Annotated in this window: 16 protein-coding genes; all 16 read left to right on the plus strand. The window is 52.4% G+C overall.

Features of this window, described 5'->3' with window-relative positions; genetic code table 11:
• Positions 1–488, plus strand: a 488-nt coding sequence (locus HX778_RS19300) for a hypothetical protein (protein WP_370527404.1), incomplete at its 5' end; no start/stop codon positions are given.
• A gap of 210 nt (positions 489–698) precedes the next feature.
• Complete coding sequence (locus tag HX778_RS19305; RefSeq protein WP_176982785.1) at positions 699–935, plus strand: hypothetical protein; 237 nt, start codon at positions 699–701, stop codon at positions 933–935.
• 94 nt (positions 936–1,029) lie between these two features.
• Positions 1,030–1,395, plus strand: a complete 366-nt coding sequence (locus tag HX778_RS19310; RefSeq protein WP_176982786.1) for a hypothetical protein — start codon at positions 1,030–1,032, stop codon at positions 1,393–1,395.
• 507 nt (positions 1,396–1,902) lie between these two features.
• Positions 1,903–2,103 (plus strand): hypothetical protein, encoded by a 201-nt coding sequence (locus tag HX778_RS19315; RefSeq protein ID WP_176982787.1) that lies wholly within the window; start codon positions 1,903–1,905, stop codon positions 2,101–2,103.
• Between the two features lie 149 nt (positions 2,104–2,252).
• Positions 2,253–2,429 (plus strand): hypothetical protein, encoded by a 177-nt coding sequence (locus HX778_RS19320; protein WP_176982788.1) that lies wholly within the window; start codon positions 2,253–2,255, stop codon positions 2,427–2,429.
• Between the two features lie 262 nt (positions 2,430–2,691).
• Complete coding sequence (locus HX778_RS19325) at positions 2,692–3,180, plus strand: DUF1441 family protein (protein WP_176982789.1); 489 nt, start codon at positions 2,692–2,694, stop codon at positions 3,178–3,180.
• Positions 3,180–5,285 (plus strand): phage terminase large subunit family protein, encoded by a 2,106-nt coding sequence (locus HX778_RS19330; protein ID WP_176982790.1) that lies wholly within the window; start codon positions 3,180–3,182, stop codon positions 5,283–5,285. Before HX778_RS19325 ends, HX778_RS19330 begins: the two co-directional genes overlap by 1 nt.
• Positions 5,282–5,497: a hypothetical protein gene (locus HX778_RS19335; RefSeq protein WP_176982791.1), complete on the plus strand. Its 216-nt coding sequence runs from the start codon at positions 5,282–5,284 to the stop codon at positions 5,495–5,497. The genes HX778_RS19330 and HX778_RS19335 overlap by 4 nt, the downstream gene beginning before the upstream one ends.
• Positions 5,494–6,996 carry a phage portal protein gene (locus HX778_RS19340; RefSeq protein ID WP_176982792.1) on the plus strand — a complete coding sequence of 501 codons (1,503 nt, stop codon included), beginning with the start codon at positions 5,494–5,496 and terminating at the stop codon, positions 6,994–6,996. Before HX778_RS19335 ends, HX778_RS19340 begins: the two co-directional genes overlap by 4 nt.
• Positions 6,997–7,006: 10 nt before the next feature.
• Positions 7,007–8,950: a ClpP-like prohead protease/major capsid protein fusion protein gene (locus tag HX778_RS19345; protein ID WP_255483445.1), complete on the plus strand. Its 1,944-nt coding sequence runs from the start codon at positions 7,007–7,009 to the stop codon at positions 8,948–8,950.
• 82 nt (positions 8,951–9,032) lie between these two features.
• Complete coding sequence (locus tag HX778_RS19350; protein ID WP_176982794.1) at positions 9,033–9,359, plus strand: DUF2190 family protein; 327 nt, start codon at positions 9,033–9,035, stop codon at positions 9,357–9,359.
• Positions 9,352–9,627, plus strand: coding sequence for a DNA breaking-rejoining protein (locus tag HX778_RS19355; RefSeq protein ID WP_176982795.1), 276 nt, complete (start codon positions 9,352–9,354; stop codon positions 9,625–9,627). Before HX778_RS19350 ends, HX778_RS19355 begins: the two co-directional genes overlap by 8 nt.
• A gap of 9 nt (positions 9,628–9,636) precedes the next feature.
• Positions 9,637–10,215 (plus strand): phage tail protein, encoded by a 579-nt coding sequence (locus HX778_RS19360; protein WP_172570283.1) that lies wholly within the window; start codon positions 9,637–9,639, stop codon positions 10,213–10,215.
• Complete coding sequence (locus HX778_RS19365) at positions 10,212–10,613, plus strand: phage minor tail U family protein (protein WP_176982796.1); 402 nt, start codon at positions 10,212–10,214, stop codon at positions 10,611–10,613. The genes HX778_RS19360 and HX778_RS19365 overlap by 4 nt, the downstream gene beginning before the upstream one ends.
• A gap of 10 nt (positions 10,614–10,623) precedes the next feature.
• A complete protein-coding gene (locus HX778_RS19370; protein ID WP_176982797.1) occupies positions 10,624–11,361 on the plus strand; it encodes a phage tail protein in 738 nt (245 codons plus the stop codon).
• 73 nt (positions 11,362–11,434) lie between these two features.
• Entirely contained in the window at positions 11,435–11,881 is a 447-nt protein-coding gene (gpG, locus tag HX778_RS19375; protein WP_176982798.1) for a phage tail assembly chaperone G, read from the plus strand.
• The last annotated feature ends 4 nt before the right edge of the window (positions 11,882–11,885 follow it).

The following is an 11,885-nucleotide window of genomic DNA, read 5'->3' on the forward strand; positions in this document are numbered from 1 at the left end:
ATCACTACCACGGCAAGTATTTGGGAGAGCAAAAGCGTGCTGACGCAGCGGAAAAGGAAGTCGATGGCCAGCGGCAAGTTATTGCTACCCAAGCTTTCAACATGAACCGCTTTAACCAAATTGCCGACTACACCGACCGGAACAATTCACTGATTGATGCAAGTGCCGAGAAAACGGTCATCGAATACCGGGAGATTTTACGACGTGACAAAACCTGTGATCTGCCTGTTTCTGCTGACGTTGCTGGTGGGCTGCTCGACTATACGAACCGTTTACGTGCCAGCGCAATGCACGCCGATTCCGCCATCGCTGACGCAGCCGGTCTTACCAACGCTACCGCCCGCGGCATAACGTATTGCCAGGCTGTGCTTTGGATTAAGCCGCTGCTGACTGCTATCGACAAGGCGAATAACCAGTTGGCCGGGATACGGGAAATTGAGAAAACCAGAGCTTTAACGGGAGAAAAATATGTGGAAGCAAACCAGTGACCGGGGAGTTGTTGATTACGACAATGTGAAGTTGAAGTGAGCGAGCATCGAGAGGAACGGAAAGGATGCTCGTTTAGTTCATGAATAATCTTGCATTACAGAAGCTCTTCACTGAGGGACCTCGATAACGGAGTCACTCATTTGTAATTTCGATATTGTCATGTGAAAAAAAATCTATGAATATGGATGCTCACCATGTGAGGAGGATTTATGGCATTTAGATATTTCGAACTTACAGAAAACATTCCAATCGAAGATGCGAGGGAGTTACACGCTCAGTTCAAGCATCATCTTGATCATGTTGTGAATGTTGGATTCATTCCTGGGACAGATGGAAAACATGTGGTAGTTTCAGATCGTGACGGTGAGTCGATAGCTGCAATATTTGGTGGCCCAGATGAGATGTTTATCCATCTATACCACATAGACGAGTATATGAAGTTTTAAGTCGCCCATTCGACACCGCATTTTCATTAGCATTACCGAAAGCATTCACTGAATGCCTGTGATAGTGTTTTAGTTTTACAGTAAGGATTTATCAATGGGGCCAGAATCAGTAATAACTTCTATTGGGCGATTCATTAATAACCTGCGGTTTCGTAAAAGCGATCAAACTAGCGAAGCAATTTCCTGTGTTTCTAAAGCATTACACGAATCAGAAAAGTACTTCCTGCTTTTGGATCAAGGGAGTGAGAGAACTGTGGAAAAAGAGCATGAGATTTCCGATTTATGGGAACATGCAGCGGAACCCTTGCGACGGGTTGATAGGGAATTTTCATCCTGGTGTCGTTATAAAGCAAGATATTGGCTTACTCGCGATCGTTACACTCCAGAAGAAATTAAACAGCTGAATATTGGATTAGACAATATGAATAAGCGAATGCATGAGTTGATGGACGAAAATTGATGTCTTGAATACTCATTGCTGTCAAAAGCCACTGGCATCCGCTGGTGGCTTTTTTATCGGGAATTACAGCAGGTATCCATTGAATACCTGCTGCTTATTTACAGACTAAAGCCAAGTTTTTTTGCAAGATTTTTAATTAGGGTGTTTGTGTTTAAAAATTCAGTTGTGCTCACTGCTGCACCACAAGACGAGCACTGAATGAACATTATACGATACCGACTATTTGTTACTGGGTGTTCCTTCATTTCGAATTTTGTTGAAGAACATTTTGGGCAAGATGTCGTAGCCATAATAATCCTTATCAGAGGTAATCAGCCATCCCCCATTGCTGTGTGCGTCCATGCCCTCACATGGACGGGCTGAGGTCATACCATAACGGTGAGTGGTGTAAATTGACATGATGAGAGTCATCGATTTAGATCCCAAAAATTGGTAGGTATGAAACAAATAAGCCACTAGGATTATGTGATAATGTCGGTCGCTAGTTTCTAAACATAATGGTGCATCATGACAAACAGAGAAATTGCCTTAGAACAAGCTCTTATTGCTGTAATTGGCGCTTACGCAAAGGCGGATGGGGATGTACATGAACTGATACAGCAAGCGAATACCCTGATTATTGGGAATAGTGAATACCGTATTGTCGAACATCCACATGTTACTGAAGCTTGCCTGGAAATAGAGAGGGCTGCTGCGTTTAAAAAGTAACGTGGCACACCTTCACATCGCCTCGCATCTGCGAGGCTTTATTGGCATAACAGCAGGCATTCACTGAGTGTCTGTAATAATGCAGTTGACTATTGTGAATACCTTTTGTAAATCTGTTGGTTCAACTTGTTTTTGAAAAGGAAATCTGAATGGCGCTAACTAATTATGTAGTCCAGTTGTATTCTGAGGCGGATCCTCAGTACATTTCAGGCGTAGCAGAACTGAAAGAAGCTAATAATTCTGTCTATATGTATGGTGAGAATAACCAACTGATTGCTGTCTATGAGACGAATGACATCCAAAAGCTAGCTCCTCTCAGCCAGTAATTCATTTTTTATTGCCATCACAAAGGCCACCTCAGGGTGGCTTTTTTATGCGCGGTACCACAGGCCGCCTTTGATTGGTAGTAATGATAATCAATATCATTAGTGGGTCCTCCCGGCGGGGTGGCCTGCCACGGGGCGGCGCGCTCGCGGGAATCGGCTAGTTTTTCGGATCCATGGTCATCATCATCATGTGGGTAGGTTCTTGTTTTTTATGAGGGCCATTTTTCAAAGATGTCGGATCGTTTAAAAAGTGTTCACCATCATGGACCAGGAAATTGCCTCTCTAAAACTCAATATCAACCAACTGGCGGCCATTACCGATGTTCACCGCCAGACGGTCGCCGCCCAGCTTAAAAATGTAGAGCCCGCGGCGGGCAGTAACAGCAAATTGAAGCTCTACCTCGTCACGGATATTCTGACCGAACTGATGATCCCGACGGTTTCTGCAGCTCAGGAGGATATGTCACCTTCCGACAGGCTGGCACACTGGAAAGCAGAAAATGAAAGACTCAAGTTTGAGCAGGATACTGGCCAGCTTATCCCGGCGGATGAGGTTGCCAGGGAGTTTTCACTGATGGCAAAAGCCGTCGTCATGGTGCTCGAAACCCTTCCCGATATTCTTGAACGCGACTGCGCTCTGCCGCCGGTGGCGGTTTCTCGCGTCCAGAGCGTGATTGATGATTTACGTGACCAGCTGGCTCAAAAAGTCCTGGATGCAAAAGAAGAGGAGGCCGAAACAGAGGAGGACTGATGGCTAAGCGGGCATCAGCAAGTGGTATCCGCCGCGATGTTTCCGGCATCCTTCGCGCGCCGCGCAGAATGGACGTTGCCGATGCGGTCAGTGCTTATATGCGTGTCCCCATGGGGGCAGGTAACTCCGTTCCATGGGACCCTGATCTGGCGCCCTATGTCATTGAGCCGATGAATTGCCTGGCGTCGCGTGAATATGATGCCGTGGTCTTTGTTGGCCCGGCGCGAACGGGTAAAACGATTGGCCTGATTGATGGCTGGATCGTCTACAACATTGTGTGCGACCCGGCAGATATGCTGGTAATTCAGGTTTCAGAAGAAAAGGCCAGGGAGCATTCGAAGAAGCGCCTGGACCGCACGTTCCGCAGTAGCCCGGAAGTGAAAACACGGTTAAGCCCACGAAGAAACGATAACAACGTATATGACCGCACCTTCCGCGCCGGGAACTACCTGAAGCTGGGCTGGCCGTCGGTCAATATCATGTCGTCCTCTGATTATAAAAGCGTGGCGCTCACTGATTACGACCGCTTCCCGGAGGATATTGACGGCGAGGGGGATGCATTCTCCCTGGCCTCAAAGCGAACCACCACTTTTATGTCGTCGGGTATGACGCTGGTGGAAAGCTCCCCAGGGCGTGATGTGCGCGATACGAAATGGCGCCGTAGTTCGCCACATGAAGCACCACCCACAACAGGAATTCTTTCGCTATACAACCGCGGTGATCGCCGCCGGCTTTACTGGCCATGCCCGCATTGCGGGGAATATTTCCAGCCGGAAATGGACAACATGACCGGCTACCGTGAAATGGCCGATCCTGTCGCTGCCAGCGAGGCGGCGGTGCTCCAGTGCCCGGCCTGTAAAGGCAAAATCACTCCGGATATGAAGCGTTCCCTGAACATGAAATGCGTGTGGCTCTGCGACGGGCAACGTATTGATGCTGACGGGGGCGTATCGGGAGAAGGCCGGCGATCACGCATTGCTTCCTTCTGGATGGAGGGACCGGCAGCCGCTTATCAGACCTGGGCGCAGCTGATTTATAAGTTTCTTACCGCTGAGCAGGAGTATGAGGCCACGCGCAGCGAAGAAACGTTAAAAACAGTGGTAAATACCGATTTTGGTCGGCCATACCTCCCGAGATCCAGCATGGAGCAACGGAAAAGCGAGCTGCTGGAACAGCGCGCTGAAGATGTGCCTAAGCGAAGTGTTCCCGATGGTGTCTGTTTCATGACCGCGACAGTGGACGTACAGGCCGGGCGAAACCGTCGTTTTGTGGTCCAGATTACCGGTTATGGTGCCATGGGGGAGCGCTGGCTGGTGGACCGGTACAACATCAAGCAGTCGCTACGCTGCGATGGTAACGGTGAAAGCCTGCAGATTGATCCGGCAAGTTATCCCGAGGACTGGGATCTGCTTCTGACCGACGTTTTTAATAAAACGTGGCCACTGGCCTCCGACCCGACAAAGGGCATGCGGTTAATGGCGATGGGCGTCGATTCCGGCGGCGAAGATGGGGTGACCGATAACGCTTATAAATTCTGGCGGAAATGCCGCCGGGATGGACTGGGTAAAAAGGTCTACCTCTTCAAAGGCGACAGTACCACCCGCGCTCAACTCATTAAACGCACGATGCCTGATAACACTAACCGAACCGGACGCCGCGCGCTGGCTGCCGGTGACGTTCCGCTCTACCTCCTGCAGACCAATGCCCTGAAAGACCGTGTGAACAATGCGCTCTGGCGTGATTCGCCTGGCCCTGGCTATGTGCATTTTCCGTCATGGCTGGGGACCTGGTTCTATGAAGAACTGACCTATGAGGAGCGGTCGGTTGACGGGAAGTGGTGCAAGCCCGGTCGGGGTGCGAACGAAGCGTTCGACCTGCTGGTTTACGCGGATGCTCTGGTGATCCTGCACGGCTACGAAAAAATCAAATGGCCGGATGCCCCTGAATGGGCGCAGCGGGACACCTGGATTGAGTCTTTACCTGGGGAAGATGCTGCTCTTCCACTCCCGGCAACGATCGCTAAGCCAGCCAGTAAAAAAGAACGGCGCAAGCGCGACAAAACTGAACAAACTAACCCATGGAAAACCTCAGGAGGCTGGGTATGAACCAAAGCGATATTGAAGCCATGATCCAGCGCTACAGTCAGGCTGAAATGACCGTCCTGGACGGAAAATCAATCCGGTTTAACGGTCAGGAAATGACGATGGAAAACCTCTCCGAGATTCGAAAAGGGCGGCAGGAATGGGAGCGTCGCCTCTCTTCACTGAATCAGAAAAAGCAGGGGCGGCCCGGTTACCGACTGGCGAGGTTTAAATGACAATTCTGGATAACGTAATCGGCACATTTTCGCCTGGCTGGAAAGCTGCGCGGCTTCGCGCCAGGGCCATGATCAAAGCTTATGAAGCGGTAACACCTACCCGAACACATAAAGCGCGCCGGGAAAACAGGACGGCTGACCAGTTAAGCCAGATGGGGAATGTATCGCTCCGGGAGCAGGCTCGTTGGCTCGATAACAACCATGATCTGGTGATTGGCATCTTCGATAAGCTCGAAGAGCGGGTTGTGGGATCAAAAGGAATTGTTGTTGACCCTCACCCAAAGCTGACGAACGGAACGGTTGCCAAGAAACTGGCGAAGGATATTCGTAAGAAATGGGGAGAATGGTCTGTCAGGCCGGAGGTTACCGGACAGTTTACCCGACCCATGCTGGAACGTCTGATGCTGAGGACCTGGCTCCGCGACGGGGAAGTTTTTGCTCAACTGGTACAGGGGAGCGCCACAGGACTGGTTCCCGTGGCCGGGGTGCCTTTCTGGCTTGAAGCTCTGGAGCCTGATTTTGTCCCAATGACCAGTGATGCCGCAAAAAAGCTGAATCAGGGCATCGTGGTCGACGACTGGGGGCGGCCTAAAGCGTATCAGGTTTATAAAAGCCTCCCGGTGGCTGGCCGGCAGTTCGATACGAAAGAAATCGACGCGGCCAATATGCTGCACCTCAAATTCACCCGCCGCTTGCACCAGACCCGCGGCACGTCGTTGCTTTCAGGAGTGTTAATGCGCCTGAGTGCTCTCAAAGAGTATGAAGATTCCGAACTGACGGCGGCGCGTATTGCGGCAGCCCTCGGGATGTACATCAAAAAGGGGGATGGTCAGAGCTTCGACACGGAAGATAAAAGCGAGAGTGACAGAGAGCTGGAGATACAACCCGGCATGTTGTACGACGAGCTACAAGCCGGTGAAGAAATCGGGATGATTAAATCCGACCGGCCAAATCCCAATCTTGAAACCTTCCGAAACGGCCAGCTCCGCGCTGTTGCCGCTGGCAGTCGGCTCAGCTTTTCCAGCGCGGCCCGGAATTATAACGGCACTTACAGCGCTCAGCGGCAGGAACTGGTGGAGTCGACGGACGGCTATCTGATCCTGCAGGACTGGTTTATTGGCGCCGTTACCCGGCCCATGTACCGGGCCTGGCTAAAAATGGCCATTACCAGCGGCGAGATTAAAGTTCCACGCGGTGTAGATATGGACTCCCTGTATAGCGCGGTTTACTCGGGGCCGGTTATGCCATGGATCGATCCGGTTAAAGAGGCCAATGCCTGGAAAATCCAAATCCGGGGCGGTGCCGCGACCGAATCTGACTGGGTGCGCGCCGGCGGGCGTAACCCGGATGAAGTTAAGATCCGGCGAAAAGCTGAAATTGACGAAAACAAAGAACTGGGACTGGTGTATGACACCGACCCCGCCAACGACAAAGGAGGCACCAGTGCCGAAGCCAAACCACAGGACGGCCCGCCGTCCGAAAGCCAGCGTAAAAAATAGCTGGTTTCGCATGCAAGCCGGCACCACAGGGGATGCCGATATTTTTATCTATGACGAGATTGGTTATTGGGGGGTAACGGCGAAACAGTTTGTCAGCGATTTGAAAGCACTCGGCGAAGTCAGCCATATCAATCTTCATATTAATTCGCCCGGTGGCGATGTCTTTGATGGCATCGCCATTTTTAATGCCCTTAAGCATCACGGCGCGGCGATCACGGTGCATATCGATGGGCTTGCCGCGTCTATGGCGTCGGTCATTGCCATGGTGGGTAACCCGGTCATCATGCCGGAAAACACGATGATGATGATCCACAAGCCCTGGGGCTTTGCCGGCGGGGATGCCAACGATATGCGTGATTACGCCGACCTGCTGGACAAGGTTGAAAGTGTCCTGATCCCTGCCTACGCGCAAAAGACCGGTAAAAGTACCGAAGAGATTGCTGCGATGCTGGAGGATGAAACCTGGATGGATGGCGCTGAATGCCTCGCCCTGGGTTTCGCTGACCAGACCACTCCCGCTCTGCAGGCAATGGCCTGTATCCATTCAAAACGTATTGAGGAATTTGAAAAAATGCCAAACAGCATTCGTAACATGGTCACTCCACCACGTAACACCACCCAGCGTGAACCACAAAAACCAAATGCTCAGGCGCCAGTAAACGCACCTGATCCGGTCGACGAAACCGCAATCCGTGCGCAGGTGATGGCTGAGCAGAAGGCTCGCGTTACCGGCATTAACGACCTGTTTGCCATGTTTGGCGGTAAGCATAGCGATCTGCAGGCCAGCTGCGTGGCCGATGTGGATTGCACCGTTGAAAAGGCGAAAGACAAGCTGCTGGCCGCCCTGGGCAAATCCAGCACCCCATCCAACAAAAACAGTGCCGCGCATATTCATGCCGGGAACGGGAACTTTGTCGGCGACGGCATTCGTCAGGCGCTGATGGCCCGCGCAGGCTATGAAAAGCAGGAAAACGACAATATTTATAACGGCATGACCCTGCGCGAATATGCTCGCATGGCGCTGACTGAGCGCGGGATTGGCGTTTCCAGTCTTAATCCGATGCAGATGGTTGGTCAGGCGCTGACGCACAGCACGTCCGATTTCGGCAACATTCTGCTGGATGTGGCGAATAAGTCGCTGCTGCAGGGCTGGGAAGATGCGGGAGAAACCTTTGAGCAGTGGACCAAAAAAGGCCAACTTTCTGATTTTAAAACCGCGCATCGCGTCGGGATGGGTGGTTTCCCTTCATTGCGTAAGGTTCGTGAGGGGGCAGAGTATAAGTACATCACTACCGGCGATAAAGGCGAGACTATTGCGCTGGCCACCTTTGGCGAGATCTTCTCGGTCACCCGTCAGGCAATCATCAATGACGATCTGAATCAGCTCACTGATGTTCCGATGAAGATGGGACGCGCGGCGAAAGGCACAATCGGTGATCTGGTTTATGCCATTCTGACCACGAACGCGAAACTGTCCGACGGTAAAGCGCTGTTCCACGCTGACCATAAAAACCTGTCCAGCGGCGCCATTTCAGTCGCCAGCATCGATGAAGCCCGGAAAAGTATGCGGCTGCAGAAAGAAGGCGAACGTACGCTCAACATTCGTCCAGCCTACATGCTTGTTCCGGTTGGGCTGGAAACGCTCGCTAACCAGACCATCAAATCCGCCAGTGTGAAGGGCGCAGATATCAACGCCGGCATCAACAACCCGATTCAGAACTTTGCTGAAGTGATTGCTGAGCCGCGCCTCGATGCTGCTGACGCCGCAGCCTGGTATCTGGCCGCCGCTAAGGGGAGCGACACTATCGAGGTAGCTTACCTCAATGGTATCGATACACCGTACATCGACCAGCAGGAAGGGTTTAACACTGACGGTATCGCCACCAAAGTCCGTATTGATGCGGGGGTTGCGGCGCTGGATTATCGCGGCCTGGCGAAATCTTCCGGCAAGTAATTCTCTGCGTTTTACCTCCTCGCCCGTCAGGGCTTTTTTTACACCCAAAATCAGCCCCGGCAGGGGCTGAATGGAGAATGTTATGGCTAAAAACTTCGTGCAAAACGGAAACACTATTCCGGTAAGCAACGCCGGAAACAGTGAAATTCTGAGTGGCGATCCGGTAGTGATCGGTTCGCTTGTTGCGGTGGCAATCACGGATATCCCTGCTGGCGGTACCGGGGATGGTTTCGCTTCCGGGGTGTTTCTTCTGCCCAAACTGGCTGCTGATGATATCGCCGCCGGTACGGCGGTGTTTATTAAAGCCGGGAAAATCCAGCTCGACAAAGCGGATGCGGTCGCGGCGGGCGTTGCCTGGGAAGCTGCGGGTACTGGCGTGACCGTCATTGAAGTAAAAATTAATGGCTAACGCCTTTGACCGGCTGGCGGCTCGCATGGATGCGGCCACCATCGTGAAGATGGGCAAGACCGCCACAATTAACGGACAGGACTTCGATGTTGTCCCGGCGGAGCAGTTGGAAGAAATGGGACCTCTGTCCGGTAACGGTACCGCGCTGGTGGTTTTCTCGGCTACCTACAAACCCCGCCGGAACGACGAGGTGACCTGGGAGGGGAAAACCCTGATGGTGACGCGTTTCGATTCATTTAACGGCAAACCGAGGATCCACCTTGAGTAAGGGGATTTTATGTCAGTTAAGGGCCTGGAAAGGGCAATCCAGAACCTGAACAGCCTGAGCCGCATGATTGTGCCGGATGCCACCGCGAAAGCGTTAAACCGGGTGGCGGGGCGAACAATAAGCCAGGGCAGTAAGCAGGTGGCTAAAGAGGTAACAGTCGATGATAACCGCAAAAAAGGGCTCCCGGTTCGGCTTGTCCGGCAACGCTCAAGGCTCAAAAAGGCTCGCCATGATCGTCTCGTCGCTTCAATAAAAATTAACCGCGGCAACCTGCCGGCAATAAAGCTCGGCGCAGCTCGAGTAAGACTATCCCGTCGTAAAGGTGCGAAACACGGGCAGGGGAGCGTGCTGAAAGTGGGGCCTTATACCTTCCGCAATGCGTTCATCCAGCAACTGGCTAATGGCCGCTGGCAGGTAATGCGGCGTGTCGGGCGCTCCCGCTACCCCATTGATGTTGTGAAAGTTCCCCTGGATGCGCCGTTAACGCAGGCATTTACCACCATTTCAAAAAACCTTATCCAGAGCGATATGCCAAAGGAATTGTCAGCCGCACTTAAAAACCAACTGAGGATCCACCTGAAGCGATGAGCAAACACAGCGCTATACGTGCCGCCGTCCTGGCGAAGCTGAAAGCCGATATCTCTGATTCCGTCACCTGGTTTGACGGGCGGCCGGCATTCCTTGAAGAGGGGGATCTTCCTGCGGTGGCGGTGTATTTGTCAAACGCCGAATATACCGGCGCCACGCTTGATGCTGACGACTGGCAGGCAGTTCTTCACATCGAAGTTTTCCTGAAAGCAACAAATCCTGATACCGCGCTCGACAACTGGCTGGAAGAGAAAGTTTATCCGGCTATGGAGGGTATCCCCGGACTTGAAGCGCTTATCGAAACTATGACCCCGCAGGGCTATGACTATCAGCGCGACGATGAGATGGCCACCTGGGGATCTGTCGACCTGACCTACGCTATCACCTATTCAATGTAAGGAAATCACTATGGCAACCCCAAATCCTCTCGCGCCGGTCAAAGGTGCGGGAACCACACTCTGGCAGTACAACGGGACCGGCGATCCCTACAGCAATCCGCTGAGCGATGTTGACTGGACCCGCCTCGCTAAAATCAAAGAAATCACTCCTGGGGAAATGACCGCTGAATCCTACGACGACACCTACGTCGACGATGAGGATGCGGACTGGAACTCGACTGCACAGGGGGCAAAATCTGCCGGCGATACCAGCTTTACCCTGGCCTGGAAACCGGGTGAGTCCGGGCAGCAAGGGCTGGTGGAGTGGTTCAACGAAGGCGACGTTCGCGGCTATAAAATTAAGTATCCAAACGGCACTGTAGATGTTTTCCGTGGTTGGGTAAGCAGCCTGGGGAAAGCGATCCCGGCGAAAGAAGTTATTACCCGCTCTGTGAAAGTCACCAATACTGGCAAGCCATCCCTGGCAGAAGAGGACCGTTCCTCATTCGTTCCGGTAACGGGCCTGACTGTTGCTCCGGCGACGGTCGCGGTTGAAGCAGGCAAGACCAAAACGGCGACATTCACGCTGCAGCCTGCCGGCGCGACGGATAAATCCCTGCGGATTGTCTCGTCCAACAAAGCGATCGCCACAGTCACTGTGCTGGATAACGTGGTCACCATCACGGGTGTTGCCGCAGGGACGGCGGACATTATCGGCATGACGCCGGATGGTAATTTCGTTGCGATTGCCGCAGTCACTGTCTCCTGATCACCACTTCAAAAGGCCCCTTTAGGGGCCATTTTCACGGGCAAAAATAATGGCTAATCCGAAGGTAAAAACTATGTCGTTTCTGAAAAAAGAAAATCTGTCGATTGGCGGCGAATCAGTGCTGCTTTTTGAATTATCCGCGTTGCAGCGCGCTGAATATTTTGAGTATCTCGCCAGTCTTGAAGCGGATATTCCAGAAGATGCTTCTGAAATGAAGATGGGCGCCCTGGCCGTTAAAAAGAACGTCCAGTCAAATGCCTGGCTGGTATCCCGATCCTTATGGCATAGCTCGCCGGATCGGGATGAAGAGGAATTGCACCGTGAAGTCATGCGTACCTGGCCGTCTGAAGCGCTGAATATGGCAGTTGAAAAAGTGCTTGAGCTGAGTGACCTGATGCCAAAGCCCCCTGCAGAGGCAGAGTTTGACAATACTGCGCTTGGTGATGAATCAGCAGATGCAGGGTTTGACAATACCGCGCTCGATGATGAATCAGCAGAGGCGCGCCCCCTGGCAAAATAGTTGC

Source organism: Cedecea sp. P7760 (assembly GCF_013386425.1).
Taxonomy (GTDB): Bacteria; Pseudomonadota; Gammaproteobacteria; order Enterobacterales; family Enterobacteriaceae; genus Cedecea; species Cedecea selenatireducens.

Bases quoted from the DNA above. Each gene is read 5' to 3' on its own strand.
- HX778_RS19305 (WP_176982785.1), top strand. From the start codon at position 699: ATGGCATTTAGATATTTCGAACTTACAGAAAACATTCCAATCGAAGAT.
- HX778_RS19310 (WP_176982786.1), top strand. From the start codon at position 1,030: ATGGGGCCAGAATCAGTAATAACTTCTATTGGGCGATTCATTAATAAC.
- HX778_RS19315 (WP_176982787.1), top strand. From the start codon at position 1,903: ATGACAAACAGAGAAATTGCCTTAGAACAAGCTCTTATTGCTGTAATT.
- HX778_RS19320 (WP_176982788.1), top strand. From the start codon at position 2,253: ATGGCGCTAACTAATTATGTAGTCCAGTTGTATTCTGAGGCGGATCCT.
- HX778_RS19325 (WP_176982789.1), top strand. From the start codon at position 2,692: ATGGACCAGGAAATTGCCTCTCTAAAACTCAATATCAACCAACTGGCG.
- HX778_RS19330 (WP_176982790.1), top strand. From the start codon at position 3,180: ATGGCTAAGCGGGCATCAGCAAGTGGTATCCGCCGCGATGTTTCCGGC.
- HX778_RS19335 (WP_176982791.1), top strand. From the start codon at position 5,282: ATGAACCAAAGCGATATTGAAGCCATGATCCAGCGCTACAGTCAGGCT.
- HX778_RS19340 (WP_176982792.1), top strand. From the start codon at position 5,494: ATGACAATTCTGGATAACGTAATCGGCACATTTTCGCCTGGCTGGAAA.
- HX778_RS19345 (WP_255483445.1), top strand. From the start codon at position 7,007: ATGCAAGCCGGCACCACAGGGGATGCCGATATTTTTATCTATGACGAG.
- HX778_RS19350 (WP_176982794.1), top strand. From the start codon at position 9,033: ATGGCTAAAAACTTCGTGCAAAACGGAAACACTATTCCGGTAAGCAAC.
- HX778_RS19355 (WP_176982795.1), top strand. From the start codon at position 9,352: ATGGCTAACGCCTTTGACCGGCTGGCGGCTCGCATGGATGCGGCCACC.
- HX778_RS19360 (WP_172570283.1), top strand. From the start codon at position 9,637: ATGTCAGTTAAGGGCCTGGAAAGGGCAATCCAGAACCTGAACAGCCTG.
- HX778_RS19365 (WP_176982796.1), top strand. From the start codon at position 10,212: ATGAGCAAACACAGCGCTATACGTGCCGCCGTCCTGGCGAAGCTGAAA.
- HX778_RS19370 (WP_176982797.1), top strand. From the start codon at position 10,624: ATGGCAACCCCAAATCCTCTCGCGCCGGTCAAAGGTGCGGGAACCACA.
- gpG (WP_176982798.1), top strand. From the start codon at position 11,435: ATGTCGTTTCTGAAAAAAGAAAATCTGTCGATTGGCGGCGAATCAGTG.